22 protein-coding genes are annotated in these 24,655 nt (G+C 64.8%); 6 read left to right on the forward strand and 16 right to left on the reverse strand.

Annotated features, from left to right (window positions below; translation table 11 throughout):
• Positions 1–18 precede the first annotated feature (18 nt).
• The gene (locus BVH01_RS08370; protein ID WP_075929901.1) at positions 19–366 is read right to left on the reverse strand and encodes an ArsC family reductase; all 348 of its coding nucleotides are present in this window, start codon (positions 364–366) and stop codon (positions 19–21) included.
• 173 nt (positions 367–539) lie between these two features.
• Between BVH01_RS08370 and BVH01_RS08375 the strand changes: the two genes are divergently transcribed.
• Positions 540–2,180 carry a Na+/H+ antiporter gene (locus BVH01_RS08375; RefSeq protein ID WP_075929902.1) on the forward strand — a complete coding sequence of 547 codons (1,641 nt, stop codon included), beginning with the start codon at positions 540–542 and terminating at the stop codon, positions 2,178–2,180.
• A gap of 253 nt (positions 2,181–2,433) precedes the next feature.
• Here the strand turns inward: BVH01_RS08375 and BVH01_RS08380 are convergent, their stop codons facing one another.
• The 6 genes from BVH01_RS08380 to leuS all read right to left on the reverse strand — a co-directional run bounded on the left by BVH01_RS08380 (position 2,434) and on the right by leuS (position 9,961).
• Complete coding sequence (locus BVH01_RS08380) at positions 2,434–3,585, reverse strand: acyl-CoA dehydrogenase family protein (RefSeq protein WP_075929903.1); 1,152 nt, start codon at positions 3,583–3,585, stop codon at positions 2,434–2,436.
• Between the two features lie 160 nt (positions 3,586–3,745).
• A complete protein-coding gene (locus BVH01_RS08385) occupies positions 3,746–5,038 on the reverse strand; it encodes a lytic murein transglycosylase (protein WP_075930978.1) in 1,293 nt (430 codons plus the stop codon).
• Between the two features lie 71 nt (positions 5,039–5,109).
• Positions 5,110–5,262: an alternative ribosome rescue factor ArfA gene (gene arfA, locus BVH01_RS08390; protein WP_075929904.1), complete on the reverse strand. Its 153-nt coding sequence runs from the start codon at positions 5,260–5,262 to the stop codon at positions 5,110–5,112.
• 312 nt (positions 5,263–5,574) lie between these two features.
• Positions 5,575–6,609, reverse strand: coding sequence for a DNA polymerase III subunit delta (gene holA / locus BVH01_RS08395; RefSeq protein ID WP_075929905.1), 1,035 nt, complete (start codon positions 6,607–6,609; stop codon positions 5,575–5,577).
• A gap of 42 nt (positions 6,610–6,651) precedes the next feature.
• On the reverse strand, positions 6,652–7,257 hold the full coding sequence (lptE, locus tag BVH01_RS08400) for an LPS assembly lipoprotein LptE (protein ID WP_075929906.1): 606 nt from the start codon (positions 7,255–7,257) through the stop codon (positions 6,652–6,654).
• 97 nt (positions 7,258–7,354) lie between these two features.
• Positions 7,355–9,961 (reverse strand): leucine--tRNA ligase, encoded by a 2,607-nt coding sequence (gene leuS / locus BVH01_RS08405; protein ID WP_075929907.1) that lies wholly within the window; start codon positions 9,959–9,961, stop codon positions 7,355–7,357.
• A gap of 178 nt (positions 9,962–10,139) precedes the next feature.
• Here leuS and BVH01_RS08410 point away from each other — a divergent pair, with 178 nt between their 5' ends.
• Together BVH01_RS08410 and BVH01_RS08415 are read left to right on the forward strand one after the other, a co-directional pair.
• On the forward strand, positions 10,140–10,448 hold the full coding sequence (locus tag BVH01_RS08410) for a hypothetical protein (RefSeq protein ID WP_139317799.1): 309 nt from the start codon (positions 10,140–10,142) through the stop codon (positions 10,446–10,448).
• A 79-nt stretch (positions 10,449–10,527) separates the two neighbouring features.
• Complete coding sequence (locus BVH01_RS08415) at positions 10,528–11,292, forward strand: YdcF family protein (protein ID WP_075929909.1); 765 nt, start codon at positions 10,528–10,530, stop codon at positions 11,290–11,292.
• Positions 11,293–11,494: 202 nt separating this feature from the next.
• On the opposite strand, the gene lnt is transcribed toward BVH01_RS08415, so the two are convergent.
• The 5 genes from lnt to miaB all read right to left on the reverse strand — a co-directional run bounded on the left by lnt (position 11,495) and on the right by miaB (position 16,870).
• Complete coding sequence (gene lnt / locus BVH01_RS08420; protein WP_075929910.1) at positions 11,495–13,012, reverse strand: apolipoprotein N-acyltransferase; 1,518 nt, start codon at positions 13,010–13,012, stop codon at positions 11,495–11,497.
• Positions 13,013–13,067: 55 nt separating this feature from the next.
• Positions 13,068–13,904, reverse strand: coding sequence for an HlyC/CorC family transporter (locus BVH01_RS08425; protein ID WP_075929911.1), 837 nt, complete (start codon positions 13,902–13,904; stop codon positions 13,068–13,070).
• 25 nt (positions 13,905–13,929) lie between these two features.
• Entirely contained in the window at positions 13,930–14,388 is a 459-nt protein-coding gene (ybeY, locus tag BVH01_RS08430) for an rRNA maturation RNase YbeY (RefSeq protein WP_075929912.1), read from the reverse strand.
• Positions 14,385–15,404 (reverse strand): PhoH family protein, encoded by a 1,020-nt coding sequence (locus BVH01_RS08435; RefSeq protein WP_075929913.1) that lies wholly within the window; start codon positions 15,402–15,404, stop codon positions 14,385–14,387. Before BVH01_RS08435 ends, ybeY begins: the two co-directional genes overlap by 4 nt.
• A 131-nt stretch (positions 15,405–15,535) precedes the next feature.
• Complete coding sequence (gene miaB, locus BVH01_RS08440; protein WP_075929914.1) at positions 15,536–16,870, reverse strand: tRNA (N6-isopentenyl adenosine(37)-C2)-methylthiotransferase MiaB; 1,335 nt, start codon at positions 16,868–16,870, stop codon at positions 15,536–15,538.
• A 150-nt stretch (positions 16,871–17,020) separates the two neighbouring features.
• Between miaB and BVH01_RS08445 the strand changes: the two genes are divergently transcribed.
• Positions 17,021–17,347 carry a DUF1820 family protein gene (locus BVH01_RS08445; protein WP_070884132.1) on the forward strand — a complete coding sequence of 109 codons (327 nt, stop codon included), beginning with the start codon at positions 17,021–17,023 and terminating at the stop codon, positions 17,345–17,347.
• 28 nt (positions 17,348–17,375) lie between these two features.
• On the opposite strand, the gene BVH01_RS08450 is transcribed toward BVH01_RS08445, so the two are convergent.
• The 4 genes from BVH01_RS08450 to BVH01_RS08465 all read right to left on the reverse strand — a co-directional run bounded on the left by BVH01_RS08450 (position 17,376) and on the right by BVH01_RS08465 (position 20,958).
• The gene (locus BVH01_RS08450) at positions 17,376–17,924 is read right to left on the reverse strand and encodes a tetratricopeptide repeat protein (RefSeq protein WP_075929915.1); all 549 of its coding nucleotides are present in this window, start codon (positions 17,922–17,924) and stop codon (positions 17,376–17,378) included.
• 245 nt (positions 17,925–18,169) lie between these two features.
• On the reverse strand, positions 18,170–19,459 hold the full coding sequence (gene hemL, locus BVH01_RS08455; RefSeq protein ID WP_075929916.1) for a glutamate-1-semialdehyde 2,1-aminomutase: 1,290 nt from the start codon (positions 19,457–19,459) through the stop codon (positions 18,170–18,172).
• 24 nt (positions 19,460–19,483) lie between these two features.
• The gene (gene thiE / locus BVH01_RS08460; RefSeq protein WP_075929917.1) at positions 19,484–20,125 is read right to left on the reverse strand and encodes a thiamine phosphate synthase; all 642 of its coding nucleotides are present in this window, start codon (positions 20,123–20,125) and stop codon (positions 19,484–19,486) included.
• The gene (locus BVH01_RS08465) at positions 20,125–20,958 is read right to left on the reverse strand and encodes a bifunctional hydroxymethylpyrimidine kinase/phosphomethylpyrimidine kinase (RefSeq protein WP_075929918.1); all 834 of its coding nucleotides are present in this window, start codon (positions 20,956–20,958) and stop codon (positions 20,125–20,127) included. The genes thiE and BVH01_RS08465 overlap by 1 nt, the downstream gene beginning before the upstream one ends.
• A gap of 263 nt (positions 20,959–21,221) precedes the next feature.
• Here BVH01_RS08465 and BVH01_RS08470 point away from each other — a divergent pair, with 263 nt between their 5' ends.
• A complete protein-coding gene (locus BVH01_RS08470) occupies positions 21,222–22,079 on the forward strand; it encodes an ABC transporter substrate-binding protein (RefSeq protein ID WP_075929919.1) in 858 nt (285 codons plus the stop codon).
• Positions 22,080–22,226: 147 nt separating this feature from the next.
• A complete protein-coding gene (locus tag BVH01_RS08475; RefSeq protein WP_075929920.1) occupies positions 22,227–24,632 on the forward strand; it encodes a hybrid sensor histidine kinase/response regulator in 2,406 nt (801 codons plus the stop codon).
• The last annotated feature ends 23 nt before the right edge of the window (positions 24,633–24,655 follow it).

Below are 24,655 nucleotides of genomic sequence, written 5' to 3' on the forward strand. Positions count from 1 at the left end.
TTCGATTGGGAGGCGATATCAGGCCAGTTCGGCGGCGTAACGCTCGGGTTTGAAACCGACCAGGGTGCGGGTGCCAAGGTCCAGCACCGGGCGCTTGATCATCGACGGTTGGGCCAGCATCAGGTCGATGGCCCTGGCCTGGTCGAGATCGCTTTTCTGCGCGTCGTCGAGCTTGCGGAAGGTGGTGCCGGCACGATTGAGGATGGTTTCCCAGCCGTGTTCGTCGCACCATTTCTGCAGGTTGCCGCGGTCGATGCCGGCGGTCTTGTAATCGTGGAACTGGTAAGTGGCACCACGCTCGTCGAGCCAGGTGCGGGCCTTCTTCATGGTGTCGCAGGCCTTGATGCCATAAAGCACGTAACTCATTGGTCTACCTCTGGAGGACTCCACTCGTCGAGTCCCCGTTGCTACTTGTGAATACCGAGGCCGCCGATTATGCCACGTCGATTCGGCTTGCGGCGCATCCGCCTGCACGCTGCTGGCGTTAGAATGCACCGGCCCTCGCCAGGCGGCCGTCATCGCAAAGGATCTCTCCCCTCATGCAGCTTCTCTACACCATCCTGATCATGTTGCTGGTGGTCAGTGGCACCCGTATCAGTGCGCAGTTCATTCCCTTGCCGCTGCCCATCCTGCAGATCCTCATCGGCGCCTTGCTGGCGGTGCCGGCGCTGGGCCTGCACGTACGCCTCGACCCCGAGCTGTTCCTGCTGCTGTTCATCCCGCCGCTGCTGTTCGTCGATGGCTGGCGCATGCCCAAGGGGCAGTTTCGCAAGCTGCGCACACCGATCCTGTTCCTGGCCTTCGCCCTGGTGTTCGTGACCATTCTGGGCGCTGGATATTTCATTCACTGGTTGCTGCCCCAGGTTCCCCTGGCAGCCTGCTTCGCCCTGGCGGCGGTGCTGTCTCCAACCGATGCGGTGGCGGTATCGGCGATCGCCCATGGGCGTCTGCCCAACACGTTGAACAATCTGCTGCAGGGCGAGGCGTTGATGAACGATGCCTCCGGCCTTGTGGCATTCAAGTTCGCCGTAGCGGCCACCCTCACCGGTGTGTTCTCGTTCGCCGATGCCAGCCTGCAGTTCGTGCTGGTAGCCGCCGGCGGCCTGCTGATCGGCATGGCGCTGAGTTACCTGCTTGGTCGTCTGCGCGCCTGGATGATCGCCCGTGGCTGGGAGGAACCGGCGCCCCATGTGCTGCTCATGCTGCTGCTGCCTTTCGCCGCCTACGTGGCTGCCGAGCACCTGGGGCTGTCGGGCATTCTCTCGGCGGTGGCAGCCGGCATGATGCAGAGTCGCCTCGACCTGCTGCCGCGGCAAACCACCACGCGGCTGCTCAACCGGGGCGTGTGGGCGATGCTCGAGTTCACCTTCAATGGCCTGATCTTCCTGCTGCTGGGCCTGCAATTGCCGGACATCATCAAGGCGGTGATCGGTGATCACGCCGATACCTGGCACCTGCTGCTGCCGGCGCTGGGTTACGTGCTGGCCGTGTATGCGGTGCTGATGGCGCTGCGCTTTACCTGGGTTTACTGCTATTGGCGGACCTCGGGCATGCTGCGCCGTTGGCGCGGCAAGTCGACCCGCTTTGCCGGGCAATCGCGCATCGCCCTGACCGCCGTACTGACCGTCGGTGGTGTGCGCGGTGCGGTGACCCTGGCGGGCGTGATGTCGCTGCCGCTGTTGCTCAACAGCGGCGAGGCCTTTCCCGAGCGGGACCTGCTGATCCTGATCGCGGCCGGGGTGATTCTGGTGTCGCTTCTGGTGGCCAGCGTGGTGCTGCCCCGACTGCTGCCGCTGTTGCCTCAGGACAACGTCGCGCGGCAGGAGGCGGAACTCAACCAGCACCGCGCCCAGGTGCTGCAGGCGGCGATCCGCTGCCTGGAAGCCGATGACGAAAAGGCCGCCGATACCGACAGCGCCATCGCCACGGCAGAGATCCGCGCCAAGCTGATGAGCGAGTACCGCGACCTGCTCGAACGCACCCGCACCCGCCGTGCCGAGGAGTCGCGCGAGTACCAGCGCCAGGCCGACCAGCTGGAATATCGCATGCGCCTGCACGCCTTGCGCACCCAGCGCCTGGAACTCTACCGGATGCGCAAGGAAAACCAGCTGGACGACGACATGCTGGCAGAGATCCTACGCGATCTGGATAACGCGGAGGCGCGGTTACTCAAGGGCTAGGGGCGTGCTTAAAAAACGTTCATGATCTTGCAGCCTAGGTTCGTCGATTTCGGCGGCTAAGTGGCGGGAGCGGCCGTTATCCGATCCATTGTGGGAGCCGCGACCTCGCGGCGAATCGCTCAGGCACCGCCGAAATAGGCAGTCAGGCTGCAATCGTTTCGCCCCGAGGTCGGGGCTCCCACAGGTTGGTTTGAGTGTCTGCTTCTGCCTTGTAGTTGCCGCTTAATGCGCAGATAAGACTTTGAACAGGCTCTTAGAGCGCGTAGTGCTTGAGCTCACGGGCGATCAGCAGGCGCTGGATTTCGCTGGCGCCTTCGTAGATCTGGGTGATGCGCGCATCACGGTAGTAACGCTGCACCGGGAAATCCTCCAGATAGCCATAGCCACCGTGCACCTGCAGCGCCTTGGAGCACACCCGCTCGGCCATTTCCGAGGCGAACAGCTTGGCCTGGGAGGCTTCCGACAGGCATGGCTGACCGGCGCTGCGCAGGCGCGCGGCATGCAGGGTCAGAAGCCGGGCGGCGTTGATCTGGGTGTGCATGTCGGCCAGCAGGTTGGCGATGCTCTGGTGTTTGCCGATCGGCTTGTCGAACTGCACCCGTTCGCGGGAGTAGAGCAGGGCAGCCTCGAAGGCCGCGCGGGCGATACCGACCGCCTGGGCGGCGATGCCGATGCGCCCGCCTTCGAGATTGGACAGGGCGATGCTCAGGCCCTTGCCGCGCTCGCCCAGCAGGTTGGCGGCAGGAATACTGCAGTCGTCCAGGGTGATGGCGCAGGTGTCCGAGGCGCGAATGCCCATCTTGTGCTCGCTGCGCTCGATGCGAAAGCCCGGCGTATTGGTGGGCACCAAAAAGGCCGAGAGGCCCTGCTTGCCAAGCGAGGTGTCGGTTACCGCGAAGACGACCGCCAGCCCGGCGCGGCGGCCGTTGCTGACGAATTGCTTGGCGCCATTGAGTACCCAGCGGCCGTCACGCAGCTCGGCACGGGTGCGCAGGTTGTGGGCTTCGGAGCCGGCCTGGGGTTCGGTCAGGCAGAAGCAACCGATCACCGCGCCACTGGCCAGGCGAGCCAGCCACTCGCCTTTCTGCTCGTCGCTGCCGTAATTGAGCAGCGGGCCGCAACCTACCGAGTTGTGTACGCTCATCAGGGTGCCGGTGGCGGCATCGGCGGCGGAGACTTCTTCCACGGCCAGGGCATAGGCCACGTAATCGAGATAGCTGCCGCCCCAGGTGTCCGGCACGATCATGCCCAACAGGCCCATGTCGCCCATCTGGGCCACCGCGGCGTCGTCGATCCAGCCGGCCTTTTCCCAGTCCTGGGCGTGGGGCGCGATGGCGCGCCGGGCGAACTGCCGGGTGCAGTCGCGGATCATGCGTTGTTCTTCGTTCAGCTCGATGTCGTGCATAGCGACCTCTCTGTTGTCATTGACCCGCGCCGGATCACGGCAGGCGGGTAGCCGGGCATTCCTGGATCACAGCAAGTGCCTGGCTACAGAGTCGCCCAGGAACGGGCGATTCGCAAACGTCGAAGAAAGGCGTGGTGACGGGCGTCACCACGCGGCAGGGTCACTGCGCCTGGCGCAACTGCTCGAGCAGGTCGAAATCCGGGTAGCCATCGGCTGGCCAGCCCAGGTGCAGCTGGAAGGCGCGGATGGCCTTGCGGGTGTTGGCGCCGATGATGCCGTCGGCATGCCCGGAGTCGAAGCCGCGGGCGTTCAGGCGTTCCTGCAGTTCGACGCGCTCGCTGCGGCCCAACTGGCGGTCGCCCTCGGGCCAGCTGCCTTGCACGGCGTTGCCGCCGCGCAGGCTGTCGGACAGCAGGCCGATGGCCAGGGCATAGGACGTCGAGTTGTTGTAGCGCAGGATGCTGCGGAAGTTGCTGAACAGCAGGAAGGCCGGCCCGCGGTGCCCGGCTGGCAGTAGCAGCGTGGCGCTGGCGTCGTCGCGAGGCGTGCTCAGCGGCTGGCCGACTGGGTGGATACCCAGCTCGCGCCACTGCGCCATGTTGCGGCGCACTTCCGGATCGGTCAGGGCGTAGTCGAAGCCCTTCGGCAGCTGTACCTCGAAACCCCAGGGCTGGCGCAGTTGCCAGTTGGAGCTCTGCAGGTAGTGGGCGGCCGACGCCAGGGCGTCGGCGGTGGACGTCCACACGTCACGCTTGCCGTCGCCGTCGAAATCCACGGCGTGCTCGTTGTAGGTGGTGGGCATGAACTGGGTCTGGCCCATGGCGCCGGCCCAGGAACCTACCAGGCTCTCGGGGGCGATGTCGCCATGCTGGAGAATCTGCAGCACGGCCAGCAACTGACCACGCCAGAAAGCCTGACGACGGCCTTCGTAGGCCAGGGTGGCCAGCGAGCGCACCACGTTGTGGCTGCCGATATTGCTGCCGAAGTTGCTCTCCAGGCCCCAGATGGCGACCAGGGTTTCGGCATCGACGCCATAACGTTGCTCGATCTGGTTGAGCATGGCGCGATTCTGGGTCAGCAGGATGCGCCCGCGGGCGACGCGGCTCGGCGACACCGCGCCCTTGAGGTATTCCCACACCGGGCGGCTGAATTCGGGTTGGCTGCTGTCGGCCTTGACCACATCAGGGTTCGGCACCACGCCGGCGAAGGCACGGTCGAACAGGGTCGGGCTGATGCCCGCGGCGATGGCGTCGCTGCGCAGCAGGTCGCGCCATTGTTCGAAGCTCAGTTGCTCTTCGACGGGTTGGCTGGGGGCAGCGTTGCTGGCCGTAGCGTTCGGCACGCCACTTGTGGAAGCCAATGGTTGGGCAGGGGCATCGGCGCAAGCCGTGAGCAAAAGCAGGAAGCTGGCCGCAGCGGTGGCAGGCAGGCCGCGAATGAACAGGTTGGGCATGGTCATCTCAACACGTTTTGCAGGCGACCACCTTAGCACGGATGAGTGGAAATTCGGGCCGGGCGAGTTTTTCAAGCCGCCACAAATGAACAAGCCTCCCAGTTTTGCTGGGAGGCTTGGCGGTTGTAGCTGCCTTTTCCTTTGCCGGGGCGTTCCTGGCGTGAGCGGAACAGCGGCTGGGCGATGATGGATTTGGCCTTGTTGGGGCGCTTCTTCTTGCTCATGGCAGATCCTCGATCGGTGCCCGCCCGGATAGCGAGCGGCGCGAATCATGCGCCGTTGGGCAGACAATGTCCATACGCGAGGTAGGCGTTAACAGGTTGTTGAAAAACTAGCTGCGTTACCATCGCAGCGTTAAAAACAAACTCAAAATGCTCATGTACTACTCGTACACTCCGCTTTTGACTCACTGCGTTCGCCCTGCGGGCCAGCCTTCGGCTGTTACTCCGCTGCGCTACGTTTCGCCTGTTTTGATGTTTTATGGGGCCGCCGCCGGTATTGCGCTGTCTGCCTCGCCTACGTTTTTCAACGGCCTGTTAAGCGCCGAGCTTCAGGCGTTGGCCGGCCATCATCAACACCAGGCGCGACAGGCTGGCCCAGGGATCGCCCGGCGCCTGGCCCTTGACCTGTGCATCGATCTGCTGGGCATCCATCAGCAGGGCATTCCAGCGTGCCGGCGTGTGACGCTGCAGGGCCTTGCTGACCAGCGGGCGACGCTTGTCCCAAACAGGCGGGCGGGCGGAGGCGAAGGCCTTGTCCAGCGGGATGCCCTGGCCATGCTGATAGGCGATATTGGCCAGTTGGCGCAGCTCACGGGCCAGCATCACCACGATGAACAGCGACTCCTGCCCCTCGCCGCGCAGGCCATCGAGCATACGCAGGGCGTGGGCGGCCTCGCCGTTGAGGATGGCGTCGATCAGGCCGAAGACGTCGTAGCGGGCACTGTCGGCAACGGCAGCCTGCACGGTGCCTGCATCGATCTGCTGGCCGTCGGCGAGCAGCTTGAGCTTCTCGATTTCCTGAGCGGCGGCCAGCAGATTGCCTTCGACCCGCGCGGCGATCAGGTCGACCGCATCGGCACTGGCGTTCATGCCGGCCTGGGCCAGGCGCTGGCGAATCCACTGTGGCAACTGATTGGCATCTACCGGCCAGATCTGCACGAACTGGCAGTTGGGCCCGTCGATCAGCGCCTTGGCCCACTTGGTCTTCTGGGTGCTGCCGTCGAGCTTGGGCAGGGTGATCAGCAGCAGGGTGTCTTCCGGCGGGCGGCCGAGGTATTCGAGAATCGCTGCCGCGCCCTTGTCACCTGGCTTGCCGTTGGGGATGCGCAGCTCGATGACACGTTTCTCGGCGAACAATGACAGGCTGGCGCCGGCTTCGTAGAGCATGCCCCAGTCGAAATTGGCCTCGGCATGAAACACTTCGCGCTCGGTGAATCCCTGGGCGCGGCTGGCGCTACGAATGGCGTCGGTGGCTTCCTGGCAAAGCAGGGCCTCATCGCCACATACCACGTAAACCGGGGCGAGGGTGCCTTGCAGGTGTTTGCCGAGTTGGGCGGGAGCGAGTTTCATGGGGCAGAGAGCCGAGGGGCCACCTGAGTGGCCCCGTCTGGCTTAACGAGCAGGTAGTTCGATGGGCGATTGCTGCGGCTGCGCGGCTTCACGCTGACGGGCTGCTTCCAGGGCGTCGGCTTCGGCTTTCGCCTTGGCTTCGGCGGTCTGTTGCAGCTCATCCAGTTGCGCCGGGGTGATCTGCTGCAGGCGCTGGGCCAGCTGCTGAACCAGGTCGCGGCGCATTTCGGTGCGCAGCTGATTGGCCTGCTGGTCGTTGCCGATCAGGTTGTTGGAGTCCTGCACGTAGTAGTTCTGCACTTCGAGCTTGTTGCTCAGCAACAGCAGATTCTTGGCGCCGCGGATCTCGTAATCCAGGCTCATGGTGCGCTCGTATTCGACGCTGCGTGCCGAGCTGGTGTAGCTGGCCGAACGCTGGCTTTCCTGCTCGCGGGCCAGGTACAGCTTGTAGGCTGCGCCCGGGAACACGCGAACGCCGTTGTTCTCCAGCACGTCCTTGACGTCACGCACGGTGTCGCCGTAGGTGTCGCGTGCGCTCACGTCGAGTTCCTTGAGGGCGAACTGCACGTCGCCGGTGCCACGCAGCTGGAAGCCGCACGCGCCGAGCAGGCCAGCCAGGCCGATTACCAAAAGATTGCGCTTGATCATCTCGTATCCCCTTGTCCTGCCGGCTCCGCTGGCCGGCATGGCCGAAACTCTAGACCGGATGCCGGTCGCCAGTGGCGACCGGCCGTTCCCTGTCGCCTCAACTGGCGACGATATTGACCAGCTTGCCAGGCACCACGATGACCTTGCGGATCGTCAGCCCTTCGGTGAAACGTTGTACGTTCTCGTTGCTGCGCGCTGCGGCTTCGACGGCTTCGCGGCTGGCATCGGCCGGCACTTCGATCTGCCCGCGCAGTTTGCCGTTGACCTGAATAACCAGGGTCAGGCTATCCTGCACCAGGGCCGACTCGTCCACCACCGGCCAGTTGGCGTCGATGATGGCTTCCTCATGACCCAGCTCCTGCCACAGCTCGTGGCTGATGTGCGGGGTGATCGGGGCGAGCAGCAGGGCGACGGTTTCCAGGCCTTCCTGGATCAGCGCGCGCTGCTGGTCGTTGTCCTGAGGGGCTTTTTCCAGCACGTTCATCAAGGTCATCACCTGGGCGATGGCAGTGTTGAATTTGTGGTGCTGGCCAACGTCCTGGGAGGCCTGCTTGATGGCCAGGTGAATGGCGCGGCGGATTTCCTTGCCGGCGTCGTCCAGCTTGGCGATATCCAGTACGCCCGGCAGGCCCTGGCTGACATGGCCCTGGGCCAGACGCCAGACTCGGCGCAGGAAGCGGTTGGCGCCTTCGATACCGGCATCCGACCACTCGCAGCTCATGTCGGGCGGCGAAGCGAACATCATGAACAGGCGGCAGGTGTCGGCGCCGTAGGCATCGATCATCGCTTGGGGGTCGACACCGTTGTTCTTGGACTTGGACATCTTCTCGGTACCGCCGATTTCCACCGGCAGGCCGTCGCTGGCCAGTTTGGCAGCGATGACCTTGCCCTTGGCATCCCGCTCGACGGTGACGTCGGCCGGGTTGAACCAGTCCTTGCCGCCGTTATCGAGCACTCGGTAGTAGGTTTCGGCGACCACCATGCCCTGGGTCAGCAGGTTCTTGAATGGCTCGTTGGAGGTCAGCAGGCCTTCGTCGCGCATCAGCTTGTGGAAGAAGCGCGCGTAGAGCAGGTGCAGGATGGCGTGTTCGATGCCGCCGATGTACTGGTCAACCGGCAGCCAGTGGTTGGCCGCCGCCGGGTCGACCATGCCGCCGGTATAGTGCGGCGAGGCGTAGCGGGCGAAGTACCAGGACGATTCCACGAAGGTGTCCATGGTGTCGGTTTCGCGCTTGGCCGGTGCGCCGCATTTCGGGCAGCTGCATTCGTAGAATTCTGGCATGCGCGCCAGCGGCGAGCCGGCGCCGTCCGGTACCACGTCTTCGGGCAGCACTACCGGCAACTGGTCTTCGGGCACCGGTACGTCGCCACAGCTGTCGCAGTGGATGATCGGGATCGGGCAGCCCCAGTAGCGCTGGCGGCTGATGCCCCAGTCGCGCAGGCGGAACTGGGTGCGCGATTTGCCGAGCTCCTTGCGCAGCAGCGCCGCCTCGATGGCGTCGAACGCGCCCTCGAAGTCCAGGCCGTCGAATTCGCCGGAGTTGATCAGCTGGCCATGCTCGCCGTAGGCGTCCTGCCATTCGCTGCCGACTTCATCGCCAGCGCTGGTGCGCACCACGGCCTTGACCGGCAGGTGGTACTTGCGGGCGAAGGCGAAGTCGCGCTCGTCGTGGGCCGGAACCGCCATGACCGCACCGTCGCCGTAGTGCATCAGCACGTAGTTGGCGACCCACACCGGCAGCTTCTCGCCGGTCAGCGGGTGCTCGACGAACAGGGAGGTCGGCAGGCCTTTCTTTTCCTGGGTGGCCATGTCGGCTTCGGCGACGCTGCCAGCCTTGCATTCGGCGATGAACGCCTGCAGCTCGGGGTTCTCCTTGGCGGCCAGAGTGGCCAGCGGGTGCTCGGCGGCCACGGCGACGTAGGTCGCGCCCATCAGGGTATCCGGGCGGGTGGTGAACACTTTCAGAGCACCGGCTTCGCCGATGGAGTCGACGTTGTAGGGGAACTGCACTTCCATGCCGCGGGACTTGCCGATCCAGTTGCGCTGCATGGTCTTGACCTGTTCCGGCCAGCCATCGAGTTCGTCCAGGCTACTCAGGAGTTCATCCGCGTAGGCGGTGATCTTGAAGTAGTACATGGGGATCTCGCGCTTCTCGATCACCGCGCCGGAACGCCAGCCACGGCCGTCGATGACCTGCTCGTTGGCCAGTACGGTCTGGTCGACCGGGTCCCAGTTGACGGTGCCGTTCTTGCGGTAGATCACGCCTTTTTCGAACAGGCGGGTGAACAGCCATTGTTCCCAGCGGTAGTAGTCCGGCTTGCAGGTGGTGACTTCACGAGACCAGTCGATGGCCAGGCCCAGGCTCTTGAGCTGGGACTTCATGTACTCGATGTTCTCGTAGGTCCACTTGGCCGGCGCCACGTTGTTCTTCATGGCGGCGTTTTCCGCCGGCATGCCGAAAGCGTCCCAGCCCATGGGCTGCAGCACGTTCTTGCCCTGCATGCGCTGGTAGCGGGCGATCACGTCACCGATGGTGTAGTTGCGCACGTGCCCCATGTGTAGCTTGCCGCTCGGGTAGGGGAACATCGACAGGCAGTAGAAGGTGTCCTTGCCGGGCTGTTCGCTGACAGCAAAGGAGTTCTGCGCGTCCCAGTGGGATTGCGCGGCGGCTTCGATTTCACGTGGCTGATACTGTTCGTGCATGGCTACTTGCGCTAGGGAAAGGGGCTTTCGGGAAACGCCGTAGCATACATGACCCCCCTCGGCAGAGGGAAACGCTGATTGCGCGGCGCGCCGTCGACGGCGCCATTTGTCGTTGCGGCAAGCCGGATGCGGGGTGGCGGCTACGCTCAGTGGAAGGCGCCCTGCCTGGAGGTGTGCGATGCAAGTCCCCGTAGATATCCATAACGAGAGTGACCCCTATGGGCGGTTGCTGGAACGCCTGACCGTGGCCCTGGACGAAGCCGACAACCTGGCGCAGCTGTCCAGCCAGCCGCCTCCGGACATGGAGGTGCGCGGCCTGTCGCCCGACGAGCTGGCGCTGATTACCGCATACCTCGCCAAGGACCGCGCCTGGCTCAATGGCTGGCACGCCACGGCGGCGCGTCAATACCAGTCGGCGGTTGCGCAGCCGCCATTCGAGCGTCAGCCGGCCTTGGCCTGTCGCGAGCCCGAGTGCCACAAGTCCTGACCCTGGCCGCAGGTCGCTCCGTCCGCTTGCGCTGAAACGTCAACAGGCCCTAGGCTTCGAGCCTTTTTGGAGGTGCTCGATGCCGCTGCGCTATCTGCTCAAGCAGTTCTTCATGCCGCCCGGCGTCCTGTTGCTGCTCATCGCCCTGGGCTGGTTCCTGCGCCGGCGTTTCCCGCGGCTGGCCCTGTGCTGTTTCATGCTCGGGCTGGGCGGCCTGTGGTTGATGAGCCTGCCCGTAACGGTGGAATGGATGGCCAGGGCCATCGAGCGCGAGCCGGCAATCGCCCAGCAACAGTGGAGCACCCTGGCGCAGCAGGCGGATGTCATCGTCGTGCTCGGCGGCGGGCGCGATTCGGACGACCCCGCCTGGGGCGGCGAGCAGCCCAGCGCCATGGCGCTGGAGCGCACACGCTATGCGGCGCGGCTGGCCAAAGCCTCCGGCTTGCCGGTGCTGACCACCGGCGGCCTGCACTTCGGTCGCCCGCCCAGCGAGGCTGCGCTGATGGCCGAGGTGATGCGCGAGGATCTGGGTGTCGAGGTGCGTTGGCAGGAGGAGCGCAGCCGCACCACCTGGGAAAATGCGACCGAAACTGCTGCGCTGCTCGAGCCTGAAGGCATCCGTCGGGTTTTGCTGGTGACCCAGGCCTGGCACATGCCGCGCTCACGCTGGTGCTTCGAGCAGGCCGGTTTCGAGGTGATGACGGCGCCGGTGGGCTTTCTCGGCGTGGCCAATGGCCGGCCGATGGGGGGCTGGCTGCCGGAAGGCAAGGCCTTCTGGCAAAGCACCTTGCTGCTCAACGAGGTGATAGGCGCGCTGGCTTATCCGCTGGTTTACGGGAGGTAGCGTTAAGTGGTGGGCTAAAGCCCACCCTACGTTGTGGAGTGCGCCGCTTCTCAAGTGTGGGAACGGGCCATGCCCGTGATTTTCGCGCGCATGGACTAGGCGCCCCAGTGCGCTCCCACAGGCTATAACGCCTATCCGGAAAAGACAAGAAGGGTGGGCAGGATGCCGATTCGCATCAGCCCACCACTCAGTTCGACCCTGCTTACTTCGCGTCCCGACGCCGCCGCACCAGCGCCCAGCCGGCCAGCAGGCTGCAGAGAATGATCAGCGGCCACGAGCGCCATTGCAGGTAGGGCGTCAGGTGCTGCATTGGCTGCACCTGGCCGTAGAGCGTGGCCTGTTCGAATTGCGGCAGGCGCTCGGTGATACGCCCGAACGGGTCGATCAGCACGGTCACACCGTTGTTGGTGGCGCGGATCATCCAGCGGCCGGCCTCCAGGGCGCGCATCTGCGCCATCTGCAGATGCTGCAGCGGGCCGATCGACTTGCCGAACCAGGTGTCGTTGCTGACCGTCAGCAGCAGGTCGCTCTGGGCCGCCATCTCGGCGGCGAATTCCGGGTAGACCACTTCGTAGCAGATGAACGTGGCGATGCGGTGCCCCTTGGCTTCGAGCAGCGGCTGGTCGTGCTCGCCGCGGGCGAAGTCGGACATCGGCAGGTCGAAGAAGGCGATCAGCCCGCGCAGCATGTCCTGCAACGGCACGTATTCGCCAAACGGCACCAGGCGCTGCTTGAGGTAATCGCCGCTGCCCTGACCGATCACGCTGACGCCGTTGTAGTAGCGAATGTCGCCGTCGGCATTGGGCTGGCGGATCGGCACGCCGGTGATCAGTGCGCTTTTCCGGTCGCTGGCGAAGCGATCCATCATGCTCAGGTAGCCGATGGCCTGTTCCTTGAGCACCGGCACCGCGGTCTCCGGCCACACCAGGATATCCACCGGCTTGCTGGCGAAGCTCATGTCGCGGTACAGCGCCAGTTGGGCGTTGAGCTGGGCCGGGTCCCACTTGAGGTTCTGTTCCACGTTGCCCTGGATCGCCGCCACGCTGAGCGGCTCGCCTGCCGGTGCGGTCCAGACGTGATCCTTGAATGCAGCGCCGAGCAGCCAGGGCGCGATCAGCAGCACCAGCGCCTCGGCCAGTTGTGGCTTGTTGCCGAGCAGGCGCGGCAGGTTGACCAAGAGCGCTGCGCTCAATGCCAGGGCGAACGACAGCAGCCACACGCCGCCAATCGGCGCCAGGCCGGCCATGGGGCCGTCGAGCTGGCTGTAGCCGACATATAGCCACGGGAAGCCGGTGAGGAACCAGCCGCGAAACGCTTCCTGGGCCACCCACAGCGCAGCGAATGCCAGGGCATCGCCCAATGGCGCGCTGTCGCGGCGCAGGCAAAGCGCCCACAGCCAGGTGGCGAGGGCGAAGAACAGGCCCAGGCCGGCGACGAAACCCAGGGTCAGGAAGGCGGCCAGCGGCGGTGAGGCCGCGCCGTAGTCGTGGATGCTCACGTAAACCCAGCTGGTGCCCGAGGCGAATAGCCCGAAGCCGTACCACCAGCCGCGCCAGGCCGCCTGGCGCGGCGTCAACGCACGCAGGCCGCGGTAGAGCAGGGCGATGGACAGCAGCGCCAGCGGCCAGATGCCATAGGGCGCCAGCGCCAGGGTGGTCAGCGCGCCGGCCAGCAGGGCGATCAGGTTGCCGGCCCAGCCGGGTTGGAACAGTCGGTTCATCGAGGGACTCACGATAAGGGAGAGCGAACACCCCGCCAGATGGCGGGGTGTCGGGTCAGCGGGCCAGCGGCGTCAGGCGTAGCAGATGCACGCGGCGGCTGTCGGCGTTGAGCACGCGAAAGCGGAACTCGCCGATCACCGTCACTTCATTGCGCTTGGGCAGATGGCCGAAGGCGCTCATCACCAGGCCGCCAACGGTGTCGAACTCGTCGTCGGAGAAATCGGTGGTGAAGGTTTCGTTGAAGTGATCGATGGGCGTCAGCGCCTTGACCAGGAAGTCGCCGCTGGGCAGCGGCTTGACGTAACTGTCTTCCTCGACGTCGTGCTCGTCCTCGATATCACCGACGATCTGCTCCAGCACGTCTTCGATGGTCACCAGGCCGGCGACGCCACCGTATTCGTCGATCACCACCGCCATGTGGTTGTGGTTGGCGCGGAACTCGCGCAGCAGCACGTTGAGACGCTTGGACTCGGGCACGAAGGTGGCCGGGCGCAGCATGTCGCGGATGTTGAAGTCGGGCTGATCATTGAGCAGCAACGGCAGCAGATCCTTGGCGAGCAGGATGCCGAGCACGTCGTCGAGGGTTTCGCCGATCACCGGGTAGCGCGAGTGCGCCGCTTCGATGATCACCGGGAGGAATTCCTTGGGGGGCTGGCTGGCCTTGATGGTCACCACCTGGGAGCGCGGCACCATGATGTCGCGAACCTGCAGGTCGGCGACCTGGATGGCGCCTTCGACGATGGCCAGAGCCTCGCTGTCGAGCAGTTTGTTCTGGTGGGCATCACGCAGGACTTCCAGCAGTTCCTGGCGGTTTTTCGGCTCATGAGCAAAAGCCTGGGTCAGTTTGTTCAACCAGGACTTCTGCTCGTTGCTCGATCGGTCTTCGCTCATGGCGTTTTACTCGGGATCCCTATAGTCATTCGTCGCCGGCATACGGGTCGGGATGACCCAGCTCGGCGAGCAGTATTCGTTCCAGGCTTTCCATCTCTTCGGCTTCCGCATCGTCGATGTGGTCGTAGCCCAAAAGATGTAGACAGCCGTGAATCACCAGATGCGCCCAGTGCGCATCCAAGGTCTTGCCTTGCTCGACAGCCTCGCGCTCGACCACTGGCACGCAGATCACCAGATCGCCGAGCAGTGGAATATCGAGTAATTCGTCGGGTACATCGGCCGGGAAGGACAGCACGTTGGTGGCGTAGTCCTTGCCGCGCCAGGTGCGATTGAGCTCGCGGCCTTCCTCTTCGTCCACCAGGCGGATGGTCAGTTCCGAGTCGGCGCTGCGCTGGCGCAGAGCGATCGCGCACCAGGCCTGAAAATCGGCCTGCGCGGGCAGGCGGCCAGCTTCGCTCGCGACCTGCAGATCCAGTTCGATCATGGCTCGGAGCGCGCTCCCGGATCGTTGTCCGCCGGGCGGCGGTCGAACGGCTGGTGGTCGGCATCGAAGCGCTCGTAGGCCTCGACGATGCGCTGCACCAATGGGTGGCGCACCACGTCCTTGGGCAGGAAGTGGGTGAAGCTGATGCCCGGCACGTCCCTGAGCACTTCGATGACGTGCTTGAGGCCGCTCTTGGTGCCGCGCGGCAGGTCGACCTGGGTAACGTCGCCGGTAATCACCGCGGTGGAGCCGAAACCGATACGGGTCAGGAACATCTTCATCTGTTCCATGGTGGTGTTCTGGCTCTCATCGAGAATGATGAAGCTGTTGTTCAGCGTGCGGCCGCGCATGTATGCCAGCGGCGCGACTTCGATCACCTGCTTCTCGATCAGTTTGGCCACCTGCTCGAAGCCGAGCATCTCGTACAGGGCGTCGTAGAGCGGGCGCAGGTATGGGTCGATCTTCTGCGACAGGTCGCCAGGCAGGAAACCGAGCTTCTCGCCAGCCTCGACCGCCGGGCGCACCAGCAGGATGCGGCGGATCTGCTCGCGCTCCAGGGCGTCCACGGCGGCGGCCACGGCCAGGTAGGTTTTGCCGGTACCGGCCGGGCCGATGCCGAAGTTGATGTCGTGGTCGAGGATCGCCTTGACGTAGCGCTGCTGGTTGGCGCCGCGTGGACGAATCATGCCCTTGCGCGTGCGCAGGGCGACGTCGGTGTGGCTGCTGGGGCTGTTGAGTTCCTCGATACCCGATTCCTGCAGGAACAGGTGCACCATGTCAGGCGACAGTTCGGTGCTGTCGGTTTCACGGTACAGGCGGCGCAGCAGGTTCTCGGCAGACAGGGTCTGCCCGGCCTCGCCAAGCAGCTCGAACTGGTTGCCGCGGTTGCGGATCTCGATGCCCAGGCGCGATTCGATCAGGCGCAGGTGCTCGTCGAATTGCCCGCTGAGGTTGGCGAAGCGCTTGGCTTCGAAGGGCTCGAGGGTGAAGCGATGAGGTGTCGAGGTGGTATTCAAGGTCGTTTTAAGGCCGCCGTCGGCTGAATGGAAGGGAGAGAATAGCGCTAGCCAGGGACGAGTGAAAGCGCGGCTGACCGCCGCGCTGCACCTGGCGCGTCATCACGATATGCGGACAGCCGGCTGATTGTTCAATGACGTTCGATGAGTGTGCCGCGTAAGGAGTGCGGAAGCGCCTCGTCGATATGCACGTCGACGAACTGGCCGATCAGGCGCGGGTTGTCGCACGGGAAGTTGACGAAGCGGTTGTTCTCGGTCTTGCCCTGCAGCTTGCCCGGGTCCTTTTTCGAGAAGTCGCTGACCAGGATGCGCTGCACGCTGCCGACCATGCGCCGGCTGTTCTCGAAGCCCTGCTGGTTGAGGCGGTTCTGCAGGATCTGCAGGCGCTGCTTCTTGACCTCATCCGGGGTGTCGTCGACCAGATCGGCTGCCGGCGTGCCCGGGCGCGAGCTGTAGACGAAGGAGTAGGAGAAGTCGAAGCCGACGTCCTGGACCAGCTTCATGGTCTGTTCGAAGTCCTTTTCGGTCTCGCCGGGGAAGCCGATGATGAAGTCCGAGCTGATGACGATGTCCGGCACCGCCGCCTTGAGCTTGCGGATGCGCGACTTGTATTCCAGCGCGGTGTGGTTGCGCTTCATCGCCGCCAGGATGCGGTCCGAGCCCGACTGCACCGGCAGGTGCAGGAATTTCACCAGTTCGGGGATTTCGGCGTGGGCCTTGATCAGCGCGTCGGAGAATTCCAGCGGGTGGCTGGTGGTGTAGCGGATGCGGTCGATGCCGTCGACGGCCGCCACCAGATACAGCAGTTCGGCGAAGTCGGCGATGCCGCCATCACGGGTTTCGCCGCGGTAGCCGTTGACGTTCTGGCCCAGCAGGGTCACTTCGCGCACGCCGTTCTCGGCGAGGTGGATGATTTCGCCAAGCACGTCGTCCAGCGGGCGACTGACTTCCTCACCGCGGGTGTAGGGCACCACGCAGAAGGTGCAGTACTTGCTGCAACCTTCCATCACAGAAACGAAGGCGCTGGGGCCATCCACGCGCGGCTCGGGCAGGCGATCGAACTTCTCGATCTCTGGGAAGGAAATGTCCACCTGGGCGGTCTTGGTCACCCGTGCGGCGTCGATCATCTCCGGCAAGCGGTGCAGGGTTTGCGGGCCGAACACCACATCGACGTAGGGCGCACGGTCACGGATCGCCGCGCCTTCCTGGCTGGCCACGCAGCCGCCGACGCCGATCACCAGATCGGGGTTCTCCAGCTTCAGCTCGCGCCAGCGGCCAAGCTGGGAGAACACCTTGTCCTGGGCCTTTTCGCGGATCGAACAGGTATTGAGCAGGATGACGTCAGCGTCTTCCGGCCGATCGGTGACTTCCAGGGCCTGATGCTCGCCCAGCAGGTCGACCATGCGCGAGCTGTCGTACTCGTTCATCTGGCAACCGTGGGTTTCGATATAGAGCTTCTTGGTCATGGCGATTCGTCGGCGGTGAAAAAATGACCGCGGATTATAGGTGGGTTGGCCGTTCGAGGCCACAGGCGCAGGACGGGAGGGGCGGCGAGGCGATGCAGCGGCGTGCTAAGATTCGCGCCCTTTCATAGCACAGCCAGCCGTTCGTTACCCATGACCAAGCGCGACCCCATCTACAAGGTGATCTTTCTCAATCAGGGCCAGGTGTACGAGATGTACGCCAAGCAGATCTTCCAGAGCGATCTGTGGGGGTTCCTGGAAATCGAGGAGTTCGTATTCGGTGAGCGCTCGCAACTGGTGGTCGACCCCAGCGAAGAGAAGCTCAAGGCGCAGTTCGACGGGGTAGTGCGCAGCTTTGTGCCGATGCATTCGATCGTGCGGATCGACGAGGTCGAGCGTCTGGGTACGCCAAAGATCAGCGAAGCCAAGGGCGGCGGCAACGTCATGCCATTTCCGATGCCGCCCTTGCCGGAAAAGTGAGAGGCGAAAAGCGCCGCTGATCGGTTGATTACTTGAGTGGGGCGAAGGGCGACAGGCTGTCGGCAGCCTGTAGCTCCTGCAGGTAATTACGGAAGATCTGCCCCAGCACCTGGGTGGCGACTTCCTGCTCGGCGCGGGGCATCTGCATGGCCACTTCGTCGGCACCGTCCATAGCTTCGTCCGAGCCGTTGACCGCGGCCATCTTTAGCACGATGTAGGCCTGCACGTTGTTGGCTGCCACGCCTTCGCCACGAAAGAACATCATGCCCAGGCGATATTGCGCCTGGGCATGGCCCTGCAGGGAGGCGTGTTCGAACCAGCTCAGCGCCTGGGGCAGGTCGCGTTCGCCGGAGCGGCCTTCATAGTAGAACTCACCCAGCTCGTACTGAGCCTGCGCATCGCCACCTTCGGCGCTCTGTTGGCAGGCTTGCAGCGCGGCGGGCAGGTCTTCGGCGGCGACGTTGAGCGAGCAGCTCCCGGTCGCCGGGATCAGCAATGAGTTTCCATCCGCCACGCCGAGCGTTGGCAGCAGGAGCAACAGGCAGCCCAGGGACAGGGTGCGGCCGGTGCGCTTCATGAAGATCCGGATACCTCGACAGGCTGACAGGTGGATGGATGACGAGGCCAATTGGGCTCGGCATCACATTATGAAATAAGCGGCACCGTTCTTACAAAGTGTTTGCCGGCTTTTCTGCCCCAAGCTGGCGCAAGGGCAGTCGCTACCGGTGCCCGATAGAGCGCGTCGATGCGCGGCGGTGGCCTACCAGAGAACCATTTGGGCCACCTGCCGTTCACCTCCGGCGCCGAACGGCGCCGTTTCGCTCACGCCTGCTTGAGGGCCGCGAAGGCGCGCTCGGCCGCGTCCAGGGTCAGTTTCAGCTCGGCTTCGCCATGGGCGATGGAGGTGAAACCAGCCTCGAAGGCGCTCGGTGCCAGGTACACGCCACCGTCGAGCATCAGGTGGAAGAAGCGCTTGAAGCGCTCGGCGTCGCTGGCCATCACGTCATCGAAAGTAACGATATCGTCGGCGCCGCTGAAGTACAGACCGAACATGCCGCCTGCCTGGGTGGTGACGAACGGGATGCCGGCGGCATCGGCGCGATCCTGCAGGCCCTGCAGCAGGCGACTTGTGTAGTCGGCGAGCTCGGCGTGGAAGCCCGGGCGGCTGATCAGTTTCAGGGTGGTCAGGCCAGCGGCCATGGCCAGCGGATTACCCGACAGCGTGCCGGCCTGGTAGACCGGGCCGAGCGGAGCGATGCACTCCATGATCGCGCGCTTGCCACCGAAGCAACCCACCGGCATGCCGCCGCCGACGATCTTGCCGAAGGTCGACAGGTCCGGGGTGACGCCGTAGTGGGCCTGAGCGCCGCCGAGGGCGACGCGGAAACCGGTCATCACTTCGTCGAAGATCAGCACCACGCCGTGCTGGTCGCACTGCTCGCGCAGGCCTTCGAGGAAGCCCGGCGCTGGCGGCACGCAGTTCATGTTGCCGGCCACCGGTTCGACGATGATGCAGGCGACGGTCTGGCCGACTTCGCTCAGGGTCTTTTCGACCGCGGCGATATCGTTGAACGGCAGGGTCAGGGTGTGCTTGGCGAAATCCGCCGGTACACCCGCCGAACTGGGTACGCCCTGGGTCAGCAGGCCGGAGCCGGCCTTGACCAGCAGGCTGTCGGAGTGGCCGTGGTAGCAGCCTTCGAACTTGATGATCGCGTCGCGGCCGGTGTAGCCGCGGGCCAGGCGGATGGCGCTCATGGTCGCTTCGGTGCCCGAGCTGACCATGCGCACCATCTCCATGGACGGCACGATCGAGCAGACCAGGTCGGCCATCTCGGTTTCCATGGCGGTCGGCGCGCCGTAGGACAGGCCGTGGTCGAGCTGGCGGCGCACGGCGTCGAGCACGTCCGGGTGGCTATGGCCGAGGATCATCGGGCCCCAGGAGCCGACGTAGTCGACGTAGCGCTTGTCGTCTTCATCGGTGACGTAGGCGCCTTCGGCGTGCTTGAAGAACAGTGGCGTGCCGCCCACGCTCTTGAAGGCGCGCACGGGCGAGTTCACACCGCCGGGAATGTGTTTCTGGGCGTTGGCGAATAGCGTTTCGGAGCGGGACATTGGGGTCTCCTGAAAAAAGGTCAGTCAGTTCGATTCGAACAGGGCGCTGAAGGCACGCGCGCGATGCTCGACCTCGGCGGGTGAATCGGCGGCGAACAAGGCGTGGATCACGGCGATCATGCTGGCGCCACGTTCGATCAGCGGGGCGGCGTTGTGCAGGTCGACGCCGCCGATGGCGACGATCGGCAGGGCCACGCGGGCTTTGGCGGCCTCGAGCAGATCCAGCGTGGCGGCTGGGGCGCCGGGTTTGGTCAGTGAATTGAAGAAGCGGCCGAAGGCCACGTAGCTGGCGCCTTCGCCGGCCGCCTGTTCGGCCAGGGCGAGTTGGGCGTGGCAGGTGCCGCCAATGATCGCCTGGCGGCCGAGCAGGGCGCGGGCTGCTGCCAGCGAACCGTCCTGCTGGCCGAGGTGCAGGCCGACGCCAAGGCGCGCCGCCAGTTCGGCGTCGTCATTGATGATCAGTTCGGCGCCGTGGTTTTCGCACAGCGTACGCAGTGCCTCGGCTTCGCGCAGGCGGCGTGCTTCGTCGGTGGACTTGTCGCGGTATTGCAACAGTCGTGCGCCACCGGCCAAAGCGGCCTCTACATAGGGCAGCAGCTTGCCGCCGGCGAGCAATTGGCTGTCGGTAATCGCGTAGAGGCCGCGCAGTTTGCCGTGCGTGGCCATCAGTTGAGATCCAGTGGCAGGCGGCGCGGCACGAACTGGCCGCGCCCTGGCTGTTCGGCATCGCGCAGGGTGCGCCAGGTGTAATCCAGGGCGGTCTGCACGGCGCCGATCAGATCCTGACCGAGGGCCAGGCGGCCGGCCAGGGTGCTGGCCAGGGTGCAGCCCGAGCCATGGTAGCTGCCGGGCAGGCGTGGGCAGGTGAAATCGTGGCGGCTGCCGTCGCGCAGGTACAGGCGGTTATGGACCTCGCTTTCGTCGCCGTGACCGCCGGTGATCAGCAAGTGCTCGATATGGGGCAGCAGCTTTTCAGCGCACTGGTCAGCGTTGCCATCGGGCAGCTCGGCGAGAATGCGCGCCTCGGGCAGATTCGGCGTGGCGATGGTGGAGGCGGCGAACAGGCGTTCGCGCATGGCGTAGCCGACATCCTCCTTGCCCAGGGCGCCGCCGCCGCCAGCGCGCAGCACCGGATCGCAGACCAGTGGGATACCGGGCAGCTTGGCCATGATCATGAGCACGGTGTCGACCATCTCCACCGAGCCGAGCATACCCAGCTTGACCGCGGCCACCGGCATGTCGGCGATCACCGCATGGGCCTGGGCCAGTACCCAGTCGCGGTCGAGCACTCGGAAGTCGCTGACGTCGACGGTGTCCTGCACGGTCAGCGCGGTGACTGCCGGGGCTGCGTGGCAGCCTTGGGCGAGCAGCGCTTCGATGTCGGCCTGCAGGCCGGCGCCGCCGCTCGGGTCGTGACCGGACAGGCACAGCACCACGGGGCGCGATGGAGCGAGGCGGGCGGTGCTGCGGGGGTAATCGGGGAGGCCAAAGTCGATCATCTGTGTCGCGGGTTCCGGTTTACGGGTACGGCGGTGGCCGCGGTACCGGGTTGATCGGGCTCGCACCGGCACATGGCAGGCGGCATTTGGATGGGGCGCGAGCTTATCATTTTATGGGCGGCGATGAGGCCAGGCCGGTTCGGCGGTCGGGGCACCGGGCACGCGATGGTCTTGAGGCCCGCCAGGGGTGTTTGTAGGATGGCCTTGCCCGCGGATCGCGAGGCCTGCACTTTTACGTATCGACAGGGAAGAAGGCGCCTGACATGAACAATCTGTTGCGTGGCGTCTCATTGTCGCTTTGCCTGCTGGCGGGCCTCGCCCAGGCCGAGCCGCGGGTGGTGGCGCTGAGCTGGGAGGCCACCGAGCATCTGCTCAAACTCGACATCACGCCGGTCGCCGTGGCCGATGCCGATCGGTATCGCGCCCAGGTGGCACGCCCGCCGTTGCCGGCTGAGGTACCCAGCGCAGGGCCGCAGCGTGCGCCCGATCTCGAGCGGGTGGCGGCACTCAAGCCGGACCTGATCGTCATCGGCGAGCCGCTGGAAGGCATGCGCGACAAGTTGGCGCGCATCGCCCCCGTCACCGCCTATGGCAGCCCGTCCCAGGAGCACGACAGTTATCTGGTCGCCCGTGACGACTACCTGGCGCTGGCCCAGCGCTTCGGCCGTGAGGATCACGCGCTGCGCGAACTGGCGGCCATGCAGGTGCAGGTCGATGAGCTGCATCGCCAACTGGTCGAGCACTTTCGCGGTCGATTGCCCAAGGTGGCGGTGATCCGTTTCAAATCGGCGAGCACGGTTCGCGTCGACGGCGGCGACGGCGACTCGATGATCGACCACGCCCTGCAGCAACTGCATCTGCAGCCTGCCTACCCGCAGCAGCGTGAGGCGCTGTTACCGGTGCAGGCCCTGGCGAGCATCGAGGAGGGCGTGGTGCTGTACATCGAGCCGTTCGCCGGGCAGGCGCAGCTGTTCGCGACACGCGAGTGGCGGGCCATGCCGTTCGTGCGTGCTGACCGTTTCGCGGCGGTGCCCGATACCTGGGCCCACGGCGGGGTGTTTTCCATCCAGTATCTGGCCGAGGCCATCACCAAGGCGCTGTTGAGCCTGCCGGCGCCCTGACCTGACGTTTGGTCGTCATCGCCCTTGCGATGCGTAAGCCAGAACCCTAGAGTTGCCGGCATTCATATGTCGAGCTGTGAACGGCGTTGTCATCTCGAAGGCGTGGGGCCTTCCGATATCGCATAACATGGTCATCTGCGGGGCTGCATGCGTTCTTTCCTGATCCTTCTTCTGGCGCTTTGCCCGTTGCTGGCCAGTGCGGCCGGGCCGGCGGTCTTCGACGAGCGCACTCGCGTCCTACCGCTCGGGGAGCACATCGCGGTATTCGAGGACGTGCGCGGCGACAAGAGCATCGACGACGTGACCTCCAGCGCCCTGCAGGGTAGCTTCCGGCAGCACGACAAGGCAGTGTTGAATGCCGGCTACTCGCGTTCGGCATTCTGGTTGCGCATCGACCTGCAGTACCAGCCTCGCGGCGCGGCCAGCGTCAACCCGCAGAGCTGGCTGCTGGAACTGGCCTACCCGCCGCTGGATCATCTGGAACTCTATGAAGAGGGTGCCGATGGCCGCTTTCGCTTAACTCATCGCACCGGCGATGCATTGCCGTTCTCCAGCCGCGAGATCCGCCAGAACAACTACCTATTCGCCCTCGAGTTCCAGCCCGAGCAGGTGCGCCGCGTCTACCTGCGCCTGGAAAGCCAGGGTTCGATCCAGGCGCCGCTAAGCCTGTGGTCGCCAGCCGCCTACCTGGAAGAACAGCCGGCGCGTATCTATGTGCTGGGCATCATCTACGGCGTGTTGCTGGTGATGGCGATCTACAACCTGTTCATCTTCATCAGCGTGCGGGACACCAGCTACCTCTATTACATCTTCTACATCGCCTCGTTCGGGTTGTATCAGGTGTCGGTAAATGGGGCCGGCATCGAGTTCTTCTGGCCGGACAATCCCTGGTGGGCCAACGCCGCCACGCCGTTTCTGATCGGCGCCACGGCGCTGTTCGGCTGCCAGTTCGCGCGCAGCTTCCTGCACACCCGCGAGCACAGCCCGTGGGTCGACCGCAGCCTGTTGCTGCTGATGCTCTGGGGCGCCCTGGTGATGGTGCTGGCGCTGTGCGTCAGTTATGCCCTGTCGTTGCGCCTGGCCACGGTGCTGGCCCTGGTGTTCACTCTGGTGGTGCCGATCGCCGGCGCACTGGCCTGGTGGCGCGGCATGCGGGTGGCGCGCTATTTTCTGATCGCCTGGGCGGCGTTCCTGCTCGGCGGGGTGGTCAATACGCTGATGGTGCTCGGCTACCTGCCCAACGTGTTCCTGACCATGTACGCCAGCCAGATCGGCAGTGCCATCGAAGTGGCGCTGCTGTCCCTGGCCCTGGCCGACCGTATCAACGGCATGAAAGAGGAGCGCGCGCGCATCCTGCAGAGCGCCAGCGCAAAGCTGGAGATGCTCAACCACGAACTGGCCGACAGCAACCGCCTCAAGGATGACTTCCTGGCCACCGTCACCCACGAGCTGCGCACGCCGATGAACGGCGTGATCGGCTCGCTGGAACTGATGCAGACCCTGCGTCTGGACCCCGAGGTCGAGCAATATCAGAAGACCGCGACCCGTTCGGCGCGGGACATGATGCAAATGGTCAACGACATTCTGGCGCTCACCGAACTGCAGGCCGGCCGGCTCTATCCGCGGCGCGAAACCTTCAGCCTGCGCGGGCTGCTCGACGGCTTGTGCGCGAACTTCGAGGGCCGGGCCCGTGCCAAGGGGCTGGACTTCAAGCTGGACCTCGACGAACGTCTGCCCGATACCGTCGAGGGCGACGGGCAGAAGTTGGCGCAGGCGCTGGGCTACCTGCTCGATAACGCCATCAAGTTCACCTCAGTGGGTAAGGTTCGCCTGCGCGTGCGCAGCAATGCCCAGGTCACGGCGGACAGCCTGCCGCTGAGCTTCGAGGTGATCGATGCCGGCATCGGTCTGGAAAACGTCCGCGAGACCGACCTGTATCGGCGTTTTCATCAGCTCGACACTTCGATGACCCGTGAATACGGCGGCTTGGGCATCGGTCTGAGCATCTGCCGGCAACTGGTCGATCTGCTGGGCGGCAGTCTCGCCTACGAGCCCAATCGCGCCGGAGCGGGCGGCAGCATCTTCCGCCTCGATCTCTCGCTGGCACTACCTGTAAAGACGCTCGCCGAAGAACCCACCGTGCGGCGTAGCGCCGGCACGGCGGTGCGTGCGCCCGAGCAGTGCACGGTGCTGGTGGTCGAGGATAACGCCATCAACCAGTTGGTGATTCGCGGCATGCTGCTCAAGCTCGGTTACCGCGTGCGCACCGCGGATAATGGCAACGAGGCATTGGAGTGCCTGCAGCGCGAGGCCATCGACGCGGTGCTGCTCGATTGCCAGATGCCGGTGATGGACGGCTTCGCCACTTGCCGCGCCATACGTCAGTTGCCGGCGTGTACCGCGTTACCGGTGCTGGCGATCACTGCCCACAGCCAGTCAGGGGATCGTGAGCGGTGCCTGGCGGCCGGGATGAGCGATTACCTGGCCAAACCGGTGAAATTCGACGAACTGCGCGTGCTGCTGCACGATTGGGTGCTGTGCCGCACGGTTTGACAGGGTCAATTACCCGCTCATAG

It is taken from the genome of Pseudomonas sp. PA1(2017) (genome assembly GCF_001945375.1).
GTDB lineage: Bacteria > Pseudomonadota > Gammaproteobacteria > Pseudomonadales > Pseudomonadaceae > Aquipseudomonas.

Bases quoted from the DNA above. Each gene is read 5' to 3' on its own strand.
- BVH01_RS08475 (WP_075929920.1), top strand. From the start codon at position 22,227: ATGCGTTCTTTCCTGATCCTTCTTCTGGCGCTTTGCCCGTTGCTGGCC.
- lnt (WP_075929910.1), bottom strand. From the start codon at position 13,012: ATGAACCGACTGTTCCAACCCGGCTGGGCCGGCAACCTGATCGCCCTG.
- holA (WP_075929905.1), bottom strand. From the start codon at position 6,609: ATGAAACTCGCTCCCGCCCAACTCGGCAAACACCTGCAAGGCACCCTC.
- BVH01_RS08380 (WP_075929903.1), bottom strand. From the start codon at position 3,585: ATGCACGACATCGAGCTGAACGAAGAACAACGCATGATCCGCGACTGC.
- BVH01_RS08465 (WP_075929918.1), bottom strand. From the start codon at position 20,958: ATGATCGACTTTGGCCTCCCCGATTACCCCCGCAGCACCGCCCGCCTC.
- hemL (WP_075929916.1), bottom strand. From the start codon at position 19,459: ATGTCCCGCTCCGAAACGCTATTCGCCAACGCCCAGAAACACATTCCC.
- BVH01_RS08375 (WP_075929902.1), top strand. From the start codon at position 540: ATGCAGCTTCTCTACACCATCCTGATCATGTTGCTGGTGGTCAGTGGC.
- BVH01_RS08415 (WP_075929909.1), top strand. From the start codon at position 10,528: ATGCCGCTGCGCTATCTGCTCAAGCAGTTCTTCATGCCGCCCGGCGTC.
- leuS (WP_075929907.1), bottom strand. From the start codon at position 9,961: ATGCACGAACAGTATCAGCCACGTGAAATCGAAGCCGCCGCGCAATCC.
- BVH01_RS08410 (WP_139317799.1), top strand. From the start codon at position 10,140: ATGCAAGTCCCCGTAGATATCCATAACGAGAGTGACCCCTATGGGCGG.
- ybeY (WP_075929912.1), bottom strand. From the start codon at position 14,388: ATGATCGAACTGGATCTGCAGGTCGCGAGCGAAGCTGGCCGCCTGCCC.
- BVH01_RS08450 (WP_075929915.1), bottom strand. From the start codon at position 17,924: ATGAAGCGCACCGGCCGCACCCTGTCCCTGGGCTGCCTGTTGCTCCTG.
- BVH01_RS08385 (WP_075930978.1), bottom strand. From the start codon at position 5,038: ATGCCCAACCTGTTCATTCGCGGCCTGCCTGCCACCGCTGCGGCCAGC.
- miaB (WP_075929914.1), bottom strand. From the start codon at position 16,870: ATGACCAAGAAGCTCTATATCGAAACCCACGGTTGCCAGATGAACGAG.
- BVH01_RS08425 (WP_075929911.1), bottom strand. From the start codon at position 13,904: ATGAGCGAAGACCGATCGAGCAACGAGCAGAAGTCCTGGTTGAACAAA.
- arfA (WP_075929904.1), bottom strand. From the start codon at position 5,262: ATGAGCAAGAAGAAGCGCCCCAACAAGGCCAAATCCATCATCGCCCAG.
- BVH01_RS08370 (WP_075929901.1), bottom strand. From the start codon at position 366: ATGAGTTACGTGCTTTATGGCATCAAGGCCTGCGACACCATGAAGAAG.
- BVH01_RS08470 (WP_075929919.1), top strand. From the start codon at position 21,222: ATGAACAATCTGTTGCGTGGCGTCTCATTGTCGCTTTGCCTGCTGGCG.
- lptE (WP_075929906.1), bottom strand. From the start codon at position 7,257: ATGATCAAGCGCAATCTTTTGGTAATCGGCCTGGCTGGCCTGCTCGGC.
- thiE (WP_075929917.1), bottom strand. From the start codon at position 20,125: ATGGCCACGCACGGCAAACTGCGCGGCCTCTACGCGATTACCGACAGC.
- BVH01_RS08445 (WP_070884132.1), top strand. From the start codon at position 17,021: ATGACCAAGCGCGACCCCATCTACAAGGTGATCTTTCTCAATCAGGGC.